This is a genomic window from Saccharothrix sp. NRRL B-16348 (assembly GCF_001280085.1).
GTDB lineage: Bacteria > Actinomycetota > Actinomycetes > Mycobacteriales > Pseudonocardiaceae > Actinosynnema.
On the sequence record NZ_LGED01000079.1, the window covers coordinates 18,228 to 37,366 of the forward strand.

Here is a 19,139-nt window from a genome sequence, read left to right on the forward strand (position 1 = left end):
GACATCATGGCAAGCGGGTATGACGTCGCGGTCGAGGCATTGGACAAGCACGCGCGCAGTCTGGACGACCGGGCTGCCGCGGTGGCGGAAGCGGTACAAGCAGCCACGTCAGTGAGCGTGTCCGAGGACGCCTACGGAATCATCTGCCAGTTCCTTCCGCCGTGCATCAATCCGGTGGAGGACGAGGGCGTGAACGCGTTGAAGGCCGCCGTCGAGTGCCTTGAGGAGGACGCGCGGACCATCCGCGCGACGGCCGCCGCGTACCGGGCTACCGACGAGGCGAACGCCGCCGGGTTCGGCGAAGGACTCACCGGATGAGCGGGGACCTGGTCGCCAAGCCGGTCGACGAAACCAAGTGGTACAGCGGCATCTCCCAGATCGAGGACGCCAAGGAGGTCAAGGACGCCGTCGAGAGCGGCGACTGGATGGAAGCCGGCATCGGCGCCGTGACGCTCGGCGCCGACGTGGCGATGTGCCTCACGGATCCGACCGCGGCGCTGGGCATGGTGATCGAGGCCGCCGTCGGCTGGATCATGGAACACCTCGAACCGCTCAAGGAAGCGCTGGACAAGCTCGCAGGGAACCCCGAGGTCGTCAAGTCCTTCGGCCAGACCTGGCAGAACGTCGCCGACCGGCTCAACGCCGTCGCCGAGGACTACACGGCCAACGTCAACAACGACCTGACCGAATGGGCAGGCGCCGCAGCCGATGCCTACCGGGCCGCCTCCGCTGACCGAGCCGACGCCCTGCGCACCACCGCCGCAACCTGCGCCGGTGTGTCCTCGGCGGTGATGATGGCGGGCGAGGTCGTCGCGGCCGTGCGGATCATGGTGCGCGACCTCATCGCCGCACTGGTGTCCGGCCTGATCGAGGCCGTGCTCCCGCCTGGTCCCGGCACAGCGCGGGCGGCGGTGAAGCTGATCCGCAACGTCCTGCAGAAGGTCGTGAAGGTGATCGGCAAGCTGGTGCGGTCGCTGTCCAAGCTCGCCTCGAAACTGCCGAAGCTGATCAAGCTGCTCGCCGACGTGGCCAAGCGCCTCAAGCCACGACGCGCCGGCGGCGGCAGTCCGCCGACCACAAAACCCCGCGTCGACCCGAACGCACCGAAGACCGACAAACCTAACGACTCCACCTCGACGTCGAGCGCCGACACCACCACGACGTCCTCCGCACCGGACACGCGTCCGCTACCGGACGTGAAGAGCCCGTCGGACAGCACGTCACCGTCCAGCTCGACTACCCCGTCCCCGGACACCAGCCGTCCGAACACCAAGACCGACACGACGACGCCGAGCAGCGCGAAGCCCGATACCTCGCCGAACCGTCCGGACAAGCCGCAGGACACGAGGACGCCGGCGAACGAACGCAAGTGCAAGAACGACCCAATCGACGTCGCGAGCGGCGAGATGGTGCTCGGCCAGGTTGACGTCGACCTGGCCGGCGTGCTGGCGCTGGTACTGCGACGCACCCACGTGTCGTCGTACCGGGCAGGCCGTTCATTCGGTCGGTCGTGGGCGTCCACAGTGGACCAGCGGATCGAGGGTGACGCCCTCGGTCTGGTGTTCGTCGCCGAGGACGGAATGCTCCTGGTCTACCCGCGTCCGGGCGCAGGCCCCGTGCTGCCGGAGGTCGGTCCGCGCCTGCCGCTTCGCCAGATCGACGGCGGGTATGCGATCACAGACCCGGCCGAGGGCACGACGTGGCACTTCACCGCGTCCACCGGCGCGACGCTGCCGCTTACTTCGATCACTCACCGAACCGGCGGTCGCATCGACTTCGATCGCGACCACAACGGCATCCTCACCGACATCCGTCACTCAGGCGGCTACCACGTCAAGGCCGAGAACGCCGACGGGTTGATCACCTGCCTGTGGCTCGCGAATGCCGAACCGGACCTTCCTATCGTCCGGTTCGACTACAACGCCGAACGCAGGCTCACCGAGGTGCGCAACTCGTCCGGCCGCGCCATGCGGTTCGACTACGACGCCGATGGCCGCATCACCGGCTGGCAGGACCGCAACGGCAGCTGGTACCGCTACATCTACGACGAGCAGGGCCGCTGTGTCCGCAACGTCGGATCAGGCGGCTACCTCGACGGCACCTTCACCTATCGCGACCACGAGACGGTGTTCACCGACTCGCTCGGGCACCCGACGACCTACCACCTCAACGACCGGAAGCAGATCGTGCGGGAGGTCGACCCGCTCGGCAACGTCATCTCCACCGAGTACGACCGGTACGACCGGCTGCTGTCGATCACGGATCCGTTGGGACGCACCACTCGCAGCGCCTATGACGACGCGGGCAACCTCGTCGAGCTGGTACGTCCGGACGGCAGCCGTACGGTCACCGACTTCAACGAGTTCCGGCAGCCGACGAGGTTCGTCGCGCCAGACGGGTCTGTGTGGCGGTGGGCGTACGACGAGCGCGGAAACACAACGACGGCCACCGACCCGGCCGGCTGCGACGCCCGTTACCGGTACGACGAGCTTGGCCACCTCAAAGAGGTCGTCGACGCCATCGGCGGGATCCTTCAGGTGGAGTGCGATGCGGTCGGACTGCCGATCGCCGTCACCACCGCCGATGGAGCGACCACGCGCTACCGCCGGGACGTCTTCGGCCGAGTCGTCTCGATCACTGACCCTGTGGGCGGTGTGACGGGACTTGGCTGGACCGTAGAGGGGCAACTCGCCCGGCGCACGTTGCCGGACGGCACGACCGAGCACTGGCGGTACGACGGCGAGAGCAACGCGGTGGAGCACGTGGACGTGCTCGGCCAGTCGACCCGCGTCGAGTACACCCACTTCGATCTGCCGAAAGCCAAGATCACACCGGACGGCGCCAGGCATGAGTTCCACCACGACACGAACCTCCAGCTCGTCGGGGTGACCAACCCCGCTGGCCTGGTGTGGCGCTATGACTACGACCCAACCGGCAATCTCGTGGCGGAGACCGACTTCAACGGCCGGCTTCTGGCGTACGCGCGGAACGCGGCGGGAGAGCTCGTAGTCCGCACCAACGGCGCGGGCCAGACCACGACGTACCTCCGCGACGAGCTGGGCCGGGTGACCGAGCAACGTTGCGAGGACAACGTGACCACATTCGGCTACGACGAGCTCGACCGCTTGGTCCGCGCAACCAATCAGGACGCGGACGTGCGGTTCCGCCGCGACGCACTTGGCCGCGTGGTGGCGGAGACCGTCAACGGCAGGACGACGACGTCGAGCTACGACGCGCTTGGCCGCCGCACCCGGCGGGTGACGCCCAGCGGCGCCGAGTCGTTGTGGGAATACGACGCTGTGGGACAACCCGTGAGTCTGCGTGCCGCGGGGCAGCACCTGACGTTCGGCTACGACAACGCCGGGCGCGAGGTGTCGCGGCAGCTGGGCGAGTTCGGGCTGACCCAGACCTGGGACGCCAACCACCGCCTGCAGACACAGGCGCTGACCGATCAGCAGCGGCTGGTGCAACGCCGTGCCTACACCTACCGCGGAGACGGTGCCGTGACGAACATCGTTGACCAACTCGCAGGCGTGCGCCGGTTCGACCTCGACGAGCTCGGACGGATCACCGGCGTGCACGGGCCGGACCACCGCGAGGAGTACGCGTACGACCCGAACGGCAACATCAGCTACGCGACCGGCCCGCTTCCCACGCCCGGCCCGCGTGCTCACGAGGGCACGCTGATCCGCAGTGCGGGCCGCACGCGGTACGCCCACGACGTGCAGGGCCGGGTGACCAAGCGTGTCTCCCGCACGTTGTCCGGTCAGACTCGGGCGTGGAAGTACAGCTGGAACAGCGACGACCGTCTGGTTTCCGTAACAACGCCGGACGGTGCGACGTGGCGGTACCTGTACGACGCGCTCGGACGGCGGATCGCCAAAGTGGGGCCGCGGGAGCGTGTGGACTTCACCTGGGACGGCACAACGCTGGCCGAACAGGTGCAGTCCAGCGGGCACACGACCACGTGGAACCACCAGCCGGGCAGCTTCACGCCCGTGACGCAGGCCGAGCGGGCGCAGACAGCCCCTCAGGAGTGGGTCGACCAGCAGTTCTACGCGATCGTGACCGACCTGGTCGGCACGCCGACGGAGCTGGTGGACGCCGCGGGCGAACTCGCGTGGCGGCAGGTGACCACGGTGTGGGGCACGCCGCTCACTCCGGCCCGGCAACGCGCGTACTGCCCGCTGCGGTTCCCCGGCCAGTACCACGACGCCGAGACGGGCCACAACTACAACTACCACCGCTACTACGACCCGGCGGGCGGCCACTACGAGAGCAGTGATCCGCTCAACCTCGAGGGCAGTGACAATCCGCACGCCTACGTCCCCAATCCGGTGCACTGGCTGGACCCGCTCGGTCTGGCTCCCGACACTTGCATGGAGAACGCGGTCCGGCACAAAGGATCAGCGACCACAGCAGGAAAGCTGTCACCTGCACAGCAGAAGGACCTCGCGAAGTTCCTCGGGTTGAAGCCGTACAACCAAAAACCGAACAAGAGCCACGGTCAGCCGGTCTTCACCGACGGAAAACGGGTCTACAGCTACGACGTCGACGGCCACAACGGAGGGTTGTTCAAGGTCGCGAAAAGCGTCAAGGACCTGGGCTCGAAACAGACGCGCGACGGCACACTGGGTCTCGGCCGACCAGCTGGCACGAACGAACCGTGGGTGCTCTACCGGGTGGGAGACTAACGGAATGCATCAATTCAAGATCACGAAGTACGACCCCGCCTTCTTCGGCGAAGGCGGGTCGTACCAGCGTGACGACTGGACTTCGAGGTCCGACGTCGGGAAGAGCTTTGACGGTGTGGTGCTGACCGAGGCCGAGTACCAGAAGGTCGAGGACTCTTATCTGGAAGCGGTCCGTTTGCTCACCGCCGCAGCGGATGTGCGTGAGCTGGAGGTCCGGGACCTGGAGATCCGTGATCACACAACGGAATGGCAGCTCGAAGAAGGCCAACGGGTCACGGTTGATGCCGCCGTCGAGCTCTGCCGTGAAATGCTCAGAGAGGGTGCGGTGTGGTGCCTTCTCGAAGGCGGGCAACAGTTCTACGTGCACGTCGGTTACGACTACTACATGTACGCCGGAATGACCGGAGATCCCGCAGCCGCGGTTGAGGCCATCAGGCGACTCGGCCTGTTCGTCGAACCCGACTGGCCATCACCGTACTCGTCCTGACTGTTGAGGCACCGCGCTCAGGCGCGAGGTTCCCATCGGACGAAACGGCCGATCACCGCGGCGAACACCGCCGCCCACAGCCAGGTGGAAGCCTGTGGGGTGCCAGAAGTCGGCCACATAGCTTGACCTGCGATTATGTGGCTGTGAGTTCGTACTCATCGATGAGGCCGCCGAGGACTGGTCGGCGGCGTATCGAGGTGCGGCACGGCTCTGCGGTCGGCTGGTCTGACCGTGGCGGCGCGAGTTGCAGCGCTCGGTGGGGTCTGCGGTGGTTGTAGTGGGTCGCGTAGCGGTCCAGGACCGCGCGCAGGTGGTGTTCGTTGAGGATGAGCAGTCGGTCGGTGATCTCGCGCCTGACCGTGGTGCCGAGGATGTGGACGTAGCGGGTGGCGACCTCCATCACGAAGAACACGCAGACCCGTTTGACGGTGATGGCGCAGTCGACGTGGAAGAAGTCGCAGGCCAACATGCCGGATGCCTGGGCGCGGAGGAACCGTCGCCAGGAGGTGTCGGTGTCGCGCTGGGGCGCGGGCGGTATCCGCAGGCGCTTGAGCACGCGGCGAACCGTTGACGCGGCTGTCCGGTGGCCGAGCTTGAGCAGTTCACCCTGGATCCGGCGGTGGCCCCACCCGGCGTTCTCCCGGGCCATCCGTGCGACCGACGCCACGATGATGTCGTCGATCGGCGGTCGGGCCGGTGCGGTGGGTCCACTTCTTCGCGACGAGGCGCCGGTGCCATCGCAGGAGGTCCCCGGTGTCATCAATCGGTGTTCCCGTAACCAGCCGGGTAGGCGTCGGACCAACGCGGCGAGCACCGCGCGATCGGCCCAGTCCAACCGCGGGCGGGGGTTGGTCCGGCGCAGCACGGCGACCTCGTGCCGCAGCACCGGCAACTCCACATCCTTGGCCGCCGATGACCGGCCGAGCAGAACCAACCAGCCAACAACCCGGACGAAGATCAGATACAGCAGTCGTAGCACCACGCCCCACAATCATGCTCCTGCGGTTCGTGGTGCGCGATCACCGCAGATCAGCGCCTCAGTGCAGAGTTTTGAAACCCCACAGGCACAACGTTCGAGGCGAGCTGGTTGCGATGGTGATCCACCACTTGAGGGGGTGAGCGCGGGCGACGTCAGTCATCGACCTTGACACCTTAACGATGTTCAGCCAGGCTGGGTGTGACTGAACTTAGTTAAGGAGCGGTCATGGCGGTTGTCGTCGAAGGTGGTCCCGACGCCTCGGGACGGCTCGGTTCCCGCAACCGCATGGTGATCGGTGTGCTGCTGGTCTCCACGTTCGTCGTCTTCCTCAACGAGACGCTCATGGGCGTCGCGCTGCCGGTGCTCATGAGCGACCTGCAGGTCGAGGCGAGCGTCGGGCAGTGGCTCACCGCGGGCTTCCTGCTCACGACGTCCGTGGTCATCCCGGTCACCGGGTTCCTGATCCGGAGGGTGCCCACGCGCACCCTGTTCGCCACGGCCATGCTGCTGTTCGGCGCGGGCACGCTGCTTGCGGCGGTGGCGCCGGGGTTTGGTGTGCTGCTGGCCGGCCGCGTGGTGCAGGCAGGCGGCACGGCGATCATGATGCCGCTGCTGATGACCACGGTGTTGACGCTCGTGCCCTTGGGTCGCCGGGGCGCCCTGATGGGCAACATCTCGATCGTCATCTCCGTCGCACCCGCGATCGGGCCCGCGGTGTCGGGCATCGTGCTGGACCTGTTCGGCTGGCGCCACCTGTTCTGGCTGGTGCTGCCGATCGCGCTCGCCGCGCTGGTGCTGGGCCTGCGGCTGATCACGGACGTCGGGGAGACCACGTCGGCGCCGATCGACGTGGTGTCCGTCGTGCTGTCCGCGCTCGGCTTCGGTGGCCTCGTCTACGGGCTGAGCAGCGTCGGCCACTCCGGTGGCACGTCGTCGGTCGTGGTGTGGGGCGCATTCGCCGTCGGCGTCGCGGGTCTGGTGGCGTTCGTCGCCCGGCAGCTGGTGCTGCAGCGGATCGACCGCGCCCTGCTGGATCTGCGCACGTTCCGCTCCCGGACGTTCACCGTCGCCAGCGTGATGATGATGCTGACGATGGGAACGCTGCTGGGCACGGCCGTGCTGCTGCCGATCTACCTGCAGACCGTGCTGGTGCTGGATCCGCTCACCACGGGCTTGCTGCTCCTGCCGGGCGGGCTGCTGATGGGGCTGCTGGGGCCGGTGGTCGGGCGGCTGCACGACCGGTTCGGCGCGCGGGCGCTGCTGGTGCCCGGCACGGTGGCCGCCGGCGCGGCGCTGTGGGCCGCCACGCTGTTCACGGCCGAGAGCTCGCTGCTGCAGGTGGTCGGGTTCCACGTGTTGCTGTCGGTGGGGCTGGCGTTCGTGTTCACGCCGCTGTTCACCGCGGGCCTGGGAGCGGTGTCGCCGAAGTTGTACTCCCACGGCAGCGCGATCTTCAGCACCGCGCAGCAGTTGGCCGGGGCTGCCGGGGTGGCGCTGCTGGTCAGCGTGCTGTCGGTGCGGTCGTCGGCGCTGGCCGCCGAGGGCGTCCCGCTGGTGGAGTCGACGGCGGGCGGCGTGCGCGCTTCGTTCCTGGTGGCGGCCACGCTGTCGTTGTTCACGATCATCGGGGCGTTCCTCGTCCGGGGCCCGGCGCTCGGCGGAACACCCACGGCGCACTGACCGCGGCGCCTCTGACCGGATTCCGACTGCTCGAACCGGAGAAAGAAACCCTCGAGGCGGTCGGGTGTTCCCGGCTGCCACTACCTGGAGAGAACTCATGGGCCAAGTCACGTCGGTAGCGCGCCCGTCGGGCGTCGCGGAGGACAGGTGGAGCGGTCGGCTGGTCGGCTGGTTGGTGATCCTCGTCGGGGCGAACCTGTTGGCAGACGTGGTCATCGTCGCCCCGCTGCTGGCGTTGCCGGACATGATGCGGCACTTCCAGACCGACCAGGCCGCGTGGCTCAACTCGAGCGCGATGCTGGCGGGCGCGATGTGGGCGCCGTTGCTCGGGCGCAACGCCGACATCCACGGCAAGCGCCGGATCCTCGTCGTCACCATGCTCGTCACGCTTGCGGGATCGCTGGTCTGCCTGGTCGCCCCGAACGTCGTCGTCTTCGTGCTCGGGCGGTTCCTGCAGGGGGCGGCCATGGGAGCGGTCCTGCTCACGGTGGCGATCACCCGGCAGGTCTGCACCCCGCGGGTCGGGATGGTCGCCGTCGGCGTCGTGACCACAGGCGCGTCGGTGCTGGGGATCCCCGCGATGTTCCTGCTGAACCCGGCGATCGACGCGTTCGGCTACCGGAGCGTCTTCGTCGTCGCCACCGCTCTTGCGGTGGTCTGCGCGGTCACCGTGCGGCTGTTCATCCCGGAGCCGCCGATCCGCTCCGGCGGGTCGGTCGACCTCGCCGGTGCGCTGCTGCTCGGTTCCGGTCTGGTCGCGGTGCTCGGCAGCGTCAGCATGGCCCCGGACGTGGGCTGGGCGAACCCGGGTCTGCTGGCCGCGCTGGTCGGCGGCGTCATCGCGCTGGCCGCCGGGGTGCGGCACGTGCTGCGGGTCCCCGAGCCGATCGTCGACCTGCGTGGGCACAGCGGGGCGCTGGCGTTGACGCTGGGAGCGGTGGCGCTCACGGCCGGTGCGGTGCAAAGCATGTTGCAGCTGAAGAGCCTCGTCGCGGAAGTGCCGCCCGAGCTCGGTCTCGGCTACGGCCTCGGCGGTGGCGACGTGGTGCTCGCGTTGTTCGTGCTGTCCGCGGTCGGGATCATGATCGGTGGTCCGGTGTCGGGTGTCCTCGCGTCCCGGATCGGTCCGGCGCGCACGCTGCTCGCCGGTATCGCGGTGGGCCTGGTGGCCACGTTCGGGATGCTCGTGGGCGTCTCGGTGCTCCCGGTCGGGCTGGTCTGCGCCACCCTGCTCGGTGTGGCCGCCGGCGCGGGCATCGCCTCCAGCTTCAACCTCGCGACCGTCATGACGCCGCCCGAGAACCACGGTGCGATCGGGAGCCTGGTGGCGGTCGTGCTCTGCGTCGGGTCGGTCGTGCTCAACGTCGTCGGCGTGATGGTGCTCAACGCGACGGCCACCGACTCGCTCGTCGCGGGGATCGCCGCGAACTCCCTGGCCGGGGTGCGGCTCTACATCCTGATGGGTGGCGCGGCGCTCGTCGCGGCCGCGGTGCTCGCGACGGTGCTGGTGCGCAGGCGCCGGTGAGTCACGCGTCCGGCCGGGCGGCGATCCCGTCGAGGACCATGCCGAGGTGCCGTTCGAACCGCTGGTCGCCCTCGTCCTGGAGGCGCCCGGCCTGCTTGACGAGTGACGCGCCTTCGCCGAGCCAGGCGTCGCGCTGGTCGATCGAGTAGCGCGACGGATCGGTACCGGCGGCCTGGCGCCTCTCCTGTTCCTCGATGACGAAGCCGACGACGAACGCCGTGACCAGGTCGATGGCGTCGTCCGCGTCGGCCGGCGACCAGCCGGACCCGGCCCAGCGTTCGAACAACGGCTCCTTCATGCGGACCACGTTCGGGTCGGTGATCCGGGTGCCGCTGAAGATGCGGGCCCCGTCGCGGTGCAGCAGGTACTCCGAGCGCAGCACGCGGGCGTAGGCGGCGAGATCGTCGCGCCACCCGTCTCCCGGCGGGACCGCGGCGAAGGCGCCTGCCACGCGGCGCATGACCTCGGTGCCCATCTCGTCGAGCAGCTCCTGCTTGTTGCGCACGTGCCAGTAGAGGGCAGGGGCGCGGACGTCGAGCCGGGAGGCGAGCGCGCGGACGGTGAGGGCGTCCATGCCCTGGTCGTCGAGGAGTTCGAGCGCCGTCGTGACGATCCGCTCGCGGGTGATGCCCTTGGTCATGGTTGACACCTTAACGATGTTCAGGAATGCTGGAAATAGCGTTGAACTTAGTTAAGGAGAACTCTGATGCGTGCCGCAGTCATCACTGGCCCCGATGCGTCACCCGCCTGCGTCGACTTCCCCGAGCCGGTGGTCCCGCCCGGTCACGAGCCACTGCACCTCGTCGGAGCCGGCCTGCACCACATCGTTCGCGGGCTGGCCACCGGGCGGCACTACGGCCGCGGCCAGATGACGTATCCGCTGGTGCCGGGCATCGACGCGGTCGCCCGCACCGGCGACGGGCGCCTGGTCTACACCGGCTACGCGCGTCCGCCCTTCGGAACGATGGCCGAACGGCTGGTCGCTCCGTTCCAGGCGGAGGTTCCGGCGGGGGCGGATCCGCTCGCGATCGCCGCGGGCATGAACCCCGGCCTGTCGGGCTGGATGGTCCTCACCGCGCGGCGCAAGGAAGTGGGGGCGTTGGGCACCGTGGTGGTGCTCGGCGCGACAGGGCTGTCGGGCAGCCTGGCGGTGCAGGGGGCGCTGGCGCTCGGGGCGGAGCGGGTCGTGGCCGCCGGGCGCGATCCGGAGGCGCTGGAACGGCTGCGCGGCGTGGGAGCGACGACCGTGTCGCTGGCCCACGACGGGCCCGACGGCTTGGAGCGGGCTCTGGCTGACGCCGTGTCCGAGACGTCGCCCGGTCTGGTGCTGGACTACCTGTGGGGGCCCGTCGCCGAGGCGGCCTTCGCCGTGCTGGGTCGCAGCGGCGAGGACACCGAGGCGGACACGTCCTACGTGCAGATCGGGTCGCTCGCGGGTCTGACGGCGTCGCTGCCCGCGGACCTGCTGCGCAGCCGACGGATCCGGATCACCGGCAGCGGCGCCGGCTCGCTGTCCGCCGAGGAGATGCTCGCCGAGGCGTCCGCGGTCATGGCCCGGTTCGCCGACGGATCCCTGCAGCTGTCCTACACCGCGTTCCCGCTGAGCCGGGTAGGTGAGGCGTGGGCGCACACCGGCCGCAGCCGCGCCGTCGTCGTGCCGGACTGAGCCGTTCACCCGTCGATTCGTCATCGGAAAGGGAGGGATCATGCAGAAGAGGGCACTGGTGGTGGGGCTCGGGATCGCGGGGATGTCCGCGGCGATCGGGCTGCGCCGGGCGGGGTGGACGCCCGTGATCGTCGAACGGGCGCCCGAGCGTCGGACGTGGGGTTACTACATCTTCATGTTCCAGGAGGGTTTGCAGGCCGCGGCCGACCTGGGGATCGCCGACCACCTGCACACCCGCAACCCGGAATGGAGGCCGGGCGGGAACTCGTGGACGGTGGATCGTCGGGGCAGGCGCAAGCCGGCTCTGGGACTGCTGGACGCGCCCAGCGGGCTGGCATCGGTGCTGCGCAGCGACATCGAGGCCGCGCTGTGGCAGGGCATCGCCGGGGACGGCGCAGAGGACGCGGTCGAGGTGCGGTTCGCGACCACTCCGGTCGAGATCACCGAGGGCGCCGGCGGGGTGCAGGTCCTGCTCGAGGACGCCGGCGCCGGGAAGCGGTACCGCGAGGACTTCGATCTCGTGGTCGGCGCGGACGGGATGCGTTCGAGCGTGCGCCGGATGGTGTTCGGCCCGGACGAGGACCACCTGGTGAACTGGAAGGCGATGATCTGCGCGTTCCAGCTGAAGGAGCAGGTGCCCTCCTATGAGGCGAGCGACAGCATCCTCGTTGCGCGCCCCAAGCGTGCGGTGTGGGTGTTCGGACTCGCCGACCACGCGCCCTGCGCGTGGCTGACCTACCGCACCGAGGACGTCCCGGACCGGTTCGCCGGGTCGGCGATCGAGCAGCTGCGCGCGGTCTTCGCCGGGATGGACGACAACCCCGTGGTGCGCCACGTCCTGGACTCCCTGGAGGAGGCGCCTGACCACGTGTTCGACTCGATACACCAGGTGAAGATGCCCCGGTGGAGCACGGCGCGGGTCGTGCTGGTGGGGGACGCGGCCTGGTGCATGAACACCTACTCGGCGATGGGCTCCTCGTCCTCGCTGCGCGGCGGCGCCGCACTGGGCGTGGCGCTGCAGGAACACCCCGACGACCTCGCCGCCGCTCTGGACGCGTATGAGACCGGCCTGCGCCCGTACATCACCAGGCAGCAGCGCTCCGCACGGGTCAAGCAACAGCGGTTCGTCCCGTCCAGCCGGCCGGTCGAGGTGCTGGGTTCGGTTGTCCTCGAACTGATCCGCAAGGTCGTCCACCGCCGGATGACGGCGGAGTACACCGCATCGTCGGCTCCGGCCGCCCCGTCCGGCACGGGGCGGTGACGAGCATGCGGAAGAGGGCACTGGTGGTGGGGCTCGGGATCGCGGGGATGTCCGCGGCGATCGGGCTGAGCCGGGCCGGGTGGACGCCGGTGATCGTCGAACGGGCGCCGGAGCGTCGGACCGGGGGCTACTTCGTCGGGTTGTTCCCGGAGGGTCGGCAGGCCGCGGTCGATCTGGGAATCGCCGACCACCTGCACACCCGGAACCCGGAACAGAGGGCGGGCGGGAACTCGTGGTCGGTGAACCGTCGGGGCAGGCGCAGGCCGGCTCTGGGATTCCTGGACCAGCCCGGCGGGCCGGCAGCGGTGCTGCGCGGCGACGTCGAGGCCGCGCTGTGGCAGAGCATCACGGGCGTCGAGGTGCGGTTCGCGACCACTCCGGTCGCGATCACCGAGGGTCCTGCCGAGGTGCAGGTCCTGCTCGAGAACGCCGACACCGGTGCCCGGTACGGCGAGAGCTTCGACCTGGTGGTCGGCGCGGACGGGATGCGCTCAAGCGTGCGCCGGATCGTGTTCGGTCCGCACGAGGACCACCTGGTGAACTGGAAGGCGATGATCTGCGCGTTCCAGCTGAAGGAGCAGGTGCCCTCGTACGAGGCGAGCGACAGCATCATCATCGCGCGTGCCAAGCGGGCGGTGTGGGTGTTCGGGCTCGCCGACCACGCGCCCACCGCGCTGCTGACCTACCGGACCAGGGACATCCAGGAGCAGTTCAGCGGGTCGCGGGTCGAGCGGCTGCGCGCGGTCTTCTCCGGGATGGACGACGACCCTGTGGTGCGGCACGTCCTGGACTCCCTGGAAGAGGCACCTGACCACCTGTTCGACTCGGTGCACCAGGTGCGGATGCCGCGGTGGAGCACGGGGCGGGTCGTGCTGGTGGGGGATGCGGCGTGGTGCATGAACCTCTACTCGGGCATGGGCGCCACGTCCTCGCTGCGCGGCGGCGCCGCACTGGGCGCGGCCCTGCAGGCTTACCCCGACGACCTCGACGCCGCCCTGGACGCCTGGGAGGCCGGGCTGCGTCCGTTCATCACCAAGCACCAGCGCACCGCGCGGCTCAAGCAGCAGATGTTCGTTCCGTCCAGCCGTCGGGCCGAGGCGCTGCGCTCGGTCCTCGTCGGTCTGGCCCGCAGGATCCGCGGCCGCCAGTTGGCGACGGAGGCGGGCGGGGCGCAGGCCTCGGCGCTGTCCGGCACGTCGCGGTGAACGCGGTGTCCGCGTCGAGGAGGGACGATGCGTGACGCCGGAGCCTGGTGCGCTGCGGGCATCGTGGTGGCCGAGGGTCCGCGCCCTTGCTCGTGAGGGGTTCGGCCCTGCCGATGATGCTCGGTCTGATCCTCTTCCTGCTCGTGCACGGCAGCCTCACCTACGGCTGGCGCGGCGCCCTGGGTTCTTCGCCTGCGCGTACCTGGTGGCGTTCGTGGTCGAGGCGCTGGCCATCGCGATGGGGTTCCCGTTCGGCTTCTTCGCCCACGACGGACCCGGTCCGGAGACGTCGATGTTCACCCACGTCTCCGGCAGCGTGGTCGATCGTCCGGCTGGTGATCGTGACGACTGCTCGCGTCTGGACCGGAACCTGCCAGACTGGCTGCCAACCCGTTTGACCTGAACAACCACACAGGAAACCGGGGTCAACCGGGCTAGCTAAAGATCTACTTTTGGAGGTCCCACACGGTGACCGCCAGCGTCACCGACGCATCCAGCAAAGATGTCTTGACAGCTTCGGTTACGGTCAGCACTCCACGCCGACCACGGTTGGTGAGGAAGCACAAGGTCGTGCCCTGCTCGACTTCCACCTGCTGCAAACCCACGACGCTGTTCAACCGCTCGGCACACTGATCTTCCACCGGAACACCGCCGGCTTCCCACGGTGCCACAGCGGTAGCCATGAGCTCGTGAACCTCTCCGTCCGACTGGTACAGCAGGTCGACCGTTCCGTAATCCCCCGCGTTTGGCGGGTTTTGGTCGAGAGAAAAACTGATGTTGCCCGTCGCCATCCCGAGTGAGAGCGTGCCCTGCCAGAAGACGCGGGAAACCCTGGCGGTAGTCGTCGTCGATGCCACGGTGGTGGTCGTGGTCGAGACGGATGAGGTGACCGCTCGTGTGGTGGTTGTCGTGGTGTCGGTCGTCGTCTCGACCATGGCTACCCGGCCTGCGTGCAAGGTGGTCGCCCCGGACGACGTAACCCACATCACGAGTCCAGCAAGCAGTGCCAGTGCTGTCACTACCACGACCAGTAGGACCCACGCCGGTATGCCGCCGTAGAAGTGGGTGCCACCCTGGACACTGTCAGCCAACACGCTGTTACCACGACCGGACCGCAAGTTGTTGTGCGTGCCTCCCTTTCTCATCATATCTCCTGCGAACGACCGTTTGCGAGCGACTTCCGCGCACTCGATGCGGCAATGGAGGGGAGGTGAGCCGGTATGACTCGCTCGTCGCCGGGGACGGGCTGGGTTAATCGCACCTTCACTGCCGCAGTATGGCACGGCCGGGTAACGCGCAGAGGGGATTGTGCCTGAATCGTAGTCGATTCGATCGAAGTGCGACAAGGCTTCCGGTCACGAATCATGCCGCCGAGGGTCGGCCTGGGTGCCGGGGCGAGATAGGGTCGCGTGGAGGCAGGCAAGAAGATCACGGTGCCAGCGCAGGACCCTTTCCGGACGGTGATCGGTGCGCAGCGCCAGGGTCTCTACATCCTGGTCGCTCATGGAGAGCAGGCGCAGTAACGTGAAGGCGTTGCTGACGCCCAGGTAGGCCAGTTGGAGCGGCACCGCCGGTCATCATGCCGTGCTGGTCGACTTCACAGTGAATGGCAGCCGTGCCCGCGAATGCCCGACTGCCCTAGGTATTCATTCGTCCTATGCCTAAATCGATGAGGTAATTGGCAGGTACAACGCCGTGACGGTGCATTATCATGGTTCGGTTGGTGCTACCGGGATGTCAGTGGTGGCGTTGCGGATGGCCTCACCCAATAGCGCTCGGTGGCGTTGGGAGTTGGCGAGCCAGACGATGAAGCCGTGAGTGTCGTTGTCCTGCTTGACCGCCCGTGTAAGCATGTCGGCCGGCCGGGTGGGAGGTGCGTAGCGCCAAAGGTCGGGGCGAGCCGGGTGGGTGAACGCCTTGATGAACGGCGCGGCTGGCTTGGGCAACGTGCGCTCGAGGAACTCCAACACGTTGTCTAATGACTGCAATACGTGGACACAGTTGTGCAGCGAGCCGGCCGGTGCTGCGGCCAGAAGAGCGAAAAGGCGCAGCAGTTGTCCTGAGCCTCGCTCGGCCCGTTGGCGAATCTCGGTGAACAACTCTTCCTCGGTCATGGTGCCGGCAAACACGTGCCGGTTGATGACGTCCATCGACGTCAGCGCGCTCTTGCGTCGGCGCAGAAGCAGGCCGATGACAGTCAGGGCGAGGAGCAGTGCGGGTATGTCAATGTTCCGTTCGAGATCGCCGCGGATCGGCATATCGACCGGTACCACAGCAAGGACTCCAATGGTCAAGGTCAAGAATGCAATTCGAGGAGTCGTTCGAAGTGAACGGATGCGTTCGAGCAATGAATCGGCGTATTGGCCCCACTCCGTCCGATAGGCCGGGATGTGTACCAGCACGCGGTGCGGCAGCAGCCAGTTCCTTCTGCCTGGTGGATCGTGCAGCACCGCCGCGAACATGGCGACCGGCCAGGTGAACGCCCACAGGAAGATGCTGCTGCGGGCGGCTCCGAGGAAGTCGAGCGTGAACACCGCGACTATCAGATTGGTCAGAGGGATCAACGCGAATATGCAGGTGAGTGTGGCGACTAACACGGCGCAGGCACTCACGATGCTCGCGTTCAGCGCGTTCAAGTGCACGAACCCCCGGCGTGACCGCCAAGCGAGAAAGAGCAGCCCTCCCGCGAAGCTGCAGGTGACTATCAGGCCCGGTATGGGAGCCGCCTTCGTCGCTAAGGCCAGGACCAACACGGCCGCTCCCAGAAGGGTAGCTGTGAACACTTTGCCGACCCCGTCGATCAGGTCGGCCAGCAGTCCGCGCTCTTCTTTGCGTAGTGAGAATAACGGGAGCGGCGTCTCCTGCCACGCGCTCATTCCACGACCCACCATCGCAAACCGCTCCACGAATGTCGTCTTGGTCGAGGCGACCTTCAAGTGCAACGCGATGATCGAGGTGGTTCGGTGGTCATAGTGCAACGACATCGCCTGCCGGTACAGCGCAAGGATGTGGTCCGCCGAGCAGAGCGGCAGCAAGGTCAGCGCGAGATCCCGTTCGTGCCGGCCCCCGCCGAAGATCGCCTGCCACACCGCTTGGTTCGCCAGGGCCCGCAACCTCGGCGAGATCGGCAGGTCCGGCCTCGTGAATGTCGCGTCGCAGACGATCGACAGCACGTGCAGAACTTCGGGCTCCCACCGAAAAGAGCCCAACGGAGGAAGCGTTGACGCTGCCGCCGCGTCGGGCGTGCCACACCTGTCCGTCACCAAGTCGTCCACGGCTTGCATCAACGATGCCGTGTACGTCTGGTCAGCACGGCTGAGGACGGTGGTCAGTAGCGCTCGGGCCGCCTCGTTGCGCACCATGTCCGACAACACGGGCACGGGCCGCGAGCGCATAACGTGCCCAGCGGCCAGGTGGGTCGCCACTACCGGGAAGCGAAACACGAACCTACCGCGTTCCACCGCGCCCAGCTGCGCCGCCAGCAACGGTGCCACGTCCTGCTCCCGAACCGACTCGGCCACCGGGGACATGATCACGCGAAAGGCTGTTGCCTCCAGCTGCTCACGCAGCGCGGCCGCCGACTGCCCGAGCGCCGCGTGCCGGTCCAGCCGTGTGCCGATGAACGACTCCACGACGACGCCGGCATCCGCCCCGGCAGGTGCGTCGAGGACGTGCACGCCCAACTTCATGATCATTTCGGGGGTGTCGAGCAAGCCGGCGAGCTCGGATCCGATCGGCAGGACGCTTCCTGCCAGCATCAATCCCTGCTTCTCCAGCAGCACGCGCGTCGTGTCATTGTCCGGTGGTCGCACGGTGAACACCGGGCGTGCGTCGGGGAACTGGTCCTGGACCGCGACTACCGCGCGGTCGCGGTCCCGGTTGCGCATGAAGTTGCGCAATGCCTCGAAGTAGGCGATTTCCTGCTCGCGGGTCAGCTCGGCGTCCAGATCGAACAGGAACACCCAGCGGGGGCCGTCATTCTTGTCCAGAAAGGACTCCAGTTTGACACCGAGCGTCGAGTTGCCGTCAGAGACTGAACGCTTCAGGTGCTCGCGAACCAGGTCTTGGTCGATCGGTCCGCTGATTCTCGACAGCATCCGTACCGACACGTACACGACCAGCTCCCGCGGCCTGCGCTCCTTCCGCACGCGTCGGCACGCGTCGGCGGCGAACTGCCACAGCGCAACGCTCTTGCCGCTGCCCGCCGCTCCCGCCACGACCGCGACCGACGCCGTAGCCACCCGCGACGTGGACAGCTCGCGGACCTTGGATGTCCGTCCCCGGGTCAACCACGCCAACCCGTCCGACACGTCCAACGGCAAGGACACGTGGTTCGAACTGACGAATCCGCTTTCCGCCTGTGTTCGGCGCACCGCCGCGTCCACCGCCGCAGCGATGTCCCGCAACACCGGCCGATCCACCGAGGGTGTGAAGATCGCGGTCATCGCGCCAAGCACCACAAGCAGCAGGCCTGCGACGAGCAGGAGACCAAGAAGTTGCCCGTCCGGGAACCAGGGTGCTACCTCCCGTTGCCGCAGTGCGACAACCGCTACGGCGACCGCAACGCCGCCGAGCAACGCGGTGATCCATCCGATCAACGGACGAAACGACCGGGTTTCCGACCGGCCACGAACGAACTCGACCAGGAACGCGGCGAACGCGAGGACCGACGCAGCACCGGAGAGCCATCCGCCGACCTCCCCGATTGCTTCCACCAGCGCATCCACTTCGTCCGACACATCACTCCCGCCAGCGTCAGCGTGACTCGACAGATAATCCCGACGCGACCACGACCCGTTACACCTCAGTGGTCGACAGATCCACGATCATCACCGTGACGGCCCCGAACCACTCCGCAAAAAGCGGACGTAACGGCATCAATTCCCTGATTCGGCACGTCGACCGCGGCCTGGCCGAGCACCGGGATCGCGTTGCCCTTGACCATGCGCACAGCCGGGTGCGCGGCGAGCCACCACCGGAACCCGCGGCGCATGGCCCGTCACCGCACCGGTGGGGACAGCCACACGGCGAAGTTGACGTCGAAGTCGCCGATCGTGTCGCGCACAGTTCCTGGGGGAAAGCCTCGCAGGTTCACGTTGAAGTAGTGGTGCCACGTCGTGTCCGCGACGATCCGACCGACCCGAGGCGAGCGATCCGTCGTAGGCGCTCACGATGTCGTAGGTGCGCGCGAACCGCTTGTCGGTGCCGCGTGCCACCACCTCGGGCAGCGGCTGCCCAGTCGGACCGGACGGCCACTCGACCTCGGATAGGTGGAGGGAAAGCGAGCGTCCCTCGTGCATGTGGTCCGGGAGGACATCAATGGGCCCGACCGACCGCAGAACAACGGGTGCGGCCGGTACTGGCGACTCCACCACGGCCAGAGGACGCTGACCTGGCGCCTGGTCAGCGACAACGCCTGCGGGTGGGCGTCGTCCTGGAGGGTCAGGTCGTCCAGCGGCGTGCCGAGCCCGTCGGGCACCTGGGTGTTGTGCCTGACGTCCGCGGTCACGTCGGAGCTGGGCGGCCCCTCCCGGCGCCGCAGCTTGCCCGCTCGCGGCACCCGATGCCCGGCCCAGGTTGACCAGCGGGTCGAGCGCCGGATCGAGCGCGTCCGGGGGGGTCGAAGGTTGGCGTGGTCGCCG

General features: G+C 68.0%; 14 protein-coding genes. 9 read left to right on the forward strand and 5 right to left on the reverse strand.

The genetic code is table 11. The features are described from left to right. Nucleotides 1-6: 6 nt before the first annotated feature. The 3 genes from ADK67_RS09905 to ADK67_RS09915 are packed head-to-tail and all read left to right on the forward strand — an operon-like array spanning nt 7 to nt 5,181. Nucleotides 7-318, forward strand: a complete 312-nt coding sequence (locus ADK67_RS09905) for a type VII secretion target (protein ID WP_053716105.1) — start codon at nt 7-9, stop codon at nt 316-318. Beyond that, a complete protein-coding gene (locus tag ADK67_RS09910) occupies nt 315-4,694 on the forward strand; it encodes an RHS repeat-associated core domain-containing protein (protein ID WP_053716106.1) in 4,380 nt (1,459 codons plus the stop codon). Before ADK67_RS09905 ends, ADK67_RS09910 begins: the two co-directional genes overlap by 4 nt. Before the next feature lie 4 nt (nt 4,695-4,698). Then, on the forward strand, nt 4,699-5,181 hold the full coding sequence (locus tag ADK67_RS09915) for a hypothetical protein (RefSeq protein WP_053716107.1): 483 nt from the start codon (nt 4,699-4,701) through the stop codon (nt 5,179-5,181). Between the two features lie 133 nt (nt 5,182-5,314). Here the strand turns inward: ADK67_RS09915 and ADK67_RS53495 are convergent, their stop codons facing one another. Next, nucleotides 5,315-6,163 carry an integrase core domain-containing protein gene (locus ADK67_RS53495; RefSeq protein WP_231648105.1) on the reverse strand — a complete coding sequence of 283 codons (849 nt, stop codon included), beginning with the start codon at nt 6,161-6,163 and terminating at the stop codon, nt 5,315-5,317. A gap of 222 nt (nt 6,164-6,385) precedes the next feature. Between ADK67_RS53495 and ADK67_RS09925 the strand changes: the two genes are divergently transcribed. Together ADK67_RS09925 and ADK67_RS09930 are read left to right on the forward strand one after the other, a co-directional pair. Then, nucleotides 6,386-7,840: a DHA2 family efflux MFS transporter permease subunit gene (locus ADK67_RS09925; RefSeq protein WP_053716108.1), complete on the forward strand. Its 1,455-nt coding sequence runs from the start codon at nt 6,386-6,388 to the stop codon at nt 7,838-7,840. A gap of 97 nt (nt 7,841-7,937) precedes the next feature. After that, entirely contained in the window at nt 7,938-9,365 is a 1,428-nt protein-coding gene (locus ADK67_RS09930) for an MFS transporter (protein WP_053716109.1), read from the forward strand. 1 nt (nt 9,366) lies between these two features. Here ADK67_RS09930 and ADK67_RS09935 read toward each other — a convergent pair whose 3' ends face one another. Continuing rightward, nucleotides 9,367-10,005 carry a TetR/AcrR family transcriptional regulator C-terminal domain-containing protein gene (locus ADK67_RS09935; RefSeq protein ID WP_053716110.1) on the reverse strand — a complete coding sequence of 213 codons (639 nt, stop codon included), beginning with the start codon at nt 10,003-10,005 and terminating at the stop codon, nt 9,367-9,369. A gap of 66 nt (nt 10,006-10,071) precedes the next feature. Here ADK67_RS09935 and ADK67_RS09940 point away from each other — a divergent pair, with 66 nt between their 5' ends. From ADK67_RS09940 to ADK67_RS09955, 4 genes are all read left to right on the forward strand, one after another. Beyond that, complete coding sequence (locus ADK67_RS09940; RefSeq protein ID WP_053716111.1) at nt 10,072-11,031, forward strand: quinone oxidoreductase family protein; 960 nt, start codon at nt 10,072-10,074, stop codon at nt 11,029-11,031. A 40-nt stretch (nt 11,032-11,071) separates the two neighbouring features. Further along, nucleotides 11,072-12,292 carry an FAD-dependent monooxygenase gene (locus ADK67_RS09945; RefSeq protein WP_082403347.1) on the forward strand — a complete coding sequence of 407 codons (1,221 nt, stop codon included), beginning with the start codon at nt 11,072-11,074 and terminating at the stop codon, nt 12,290-12,292. A gap of 5 nt (nt 12,293-12,297) precedes the next feature. Next, on the forward strand, nt 12,298-13,497 hold the full coding sequence (locus ADK67_RS09950; RefSeq protein WP_053716112.1) for an FAD-dependent monooxygenase: 1,200 nt from the start codon (nt 12,298-12,300) through the stop codon (nt 13,495-13,497). Nucleotides 13,498-13,711: 214 nt separating this feature from the next. Beyond that, the gene (locus tag ADK67_RS09955; protein WP_157620070.1) at nt 13,712-13,900 is read left to right on the forward strand and encodes a hypothetical protein; all 189 of its coding nucleotides are present in this window, start codon (nt 13,712-13,714) and stop codon (nt 13,898-13,900) included. A 43-nt stretch (nt 13,901-13,943) separates the two neighbouring features. Here ADK67_RS09955 and ADK67_RS09960 read toward each other — a convergent pair whose 3' ends face one another. The 3 genes from ADK67_RS09960 to ADK67_RS09970 form a co-directional block, all read right to left on the reverse strand. Then, entirely contained in the window at nt 13,944-14,591 is a 648-nt protein-coding gene (locus ADK67_RS09960; protein WP_053716114.1) for a hypothetical protein, read from the reverse strand. A 261-nt stretch (nt 14,592-14,852) separates the two neighbouring features. Then, the gene (locus tag ADK67_RS53500; RefSeq protein ID WP_053716115.1) at nt 14,853-15,065 is read right to left on the reverse strand and encodes a hypothetical protein; all 213 of its coding nucleotides are present in this window, start codon (nt 15,063-15,065) and stop codon (nt 14,853-14,855) included. Nucleotides 15,066-15,206: 141 nt separating this feature from the next. Next, nucleotides 15,207-18,236, reverse strand: coding sequence for a hypothetical protein (locus tag ADK67_RS09970; RefSeq protein WP_053716116.1), 3,030 nt, complete (start codon nt 18,234-18,236; stop codon nt 15,207-15,209). Nucleotides 18,237-19,139: the final 903 nt, after the last annotated feature.

What these genes read in the sequence shown, in the direction of transcription:
- ADK67_RS09905 (WP_053716105.1), top strand. Translation starts at nt 7, where the DNA reads ATGGCAAGCGGGTATGACGTCGCGGTCGAGGCATTGGACAAGCACGCG.
- ADK67_RS09910 (WP_053716106.1), top strand. Translation starts at nt 315, where the DNA reads ATGAGCGGGGACCTGGTCGCCAAGCCGGTCGACGAAACCAAGTGGTAC.
- ADK67_RS09915 (WP_053716107.1), top strand. Translation starts at nt 4,699, where the DNA reads ATGCATCAATTCAAGATCACGAAGTACGACCCCGCCTTCTTCGGCGAA.
- ADK67_RS09925 (WP_053716108.1), top strand. Translation starts at nt 6,386, where the DNA reads ATGGCGGTTGTCGTCGAAGGTGGTCCCGACGCCTCGGGACGGCTCGGT.
- ADK67_RS09930 (WP_053716109.1), top strand. Translation starts at nt 7,938, where the DNA reads ATGGGCCAAGTCACGTCGGTAGCGCGCCCGTCGGGCGTCGCGGAGGAC.
- ADK67_RS09935 (WP_053716110.1), bottom strand. Translation starts at nt 10,005, where the DNA reads ATGACCAAGGGCATCACCCGCGAGCGGATCGTCACGACGGCGCTCGAA.
- ADK67_RS09940 (WP_053716111.1), top strand. Translation starts at nt 10,072, where the DNA reads ATGCGTGCCGCAGTCATCACTGGCCCCGATGCGTCACCCGCCTGCGTC.
- ADK67_RS09945 (WP_082403347.1), top strand. Translation starts at nt 11,072, where the DNA reads ATGCAGAAGAGGGCACTGGTGGTGGGGCTCGGGATCGCGGGGATGTCC.
- ADK67_RS09950 (WP_053716112.1), top strand. Translation starts at nt 12,298, where the DNA reads ATGCGGAAGAGGGCACTGGTGGTGGGGCTCGGGATCGCGGGGATGTCC.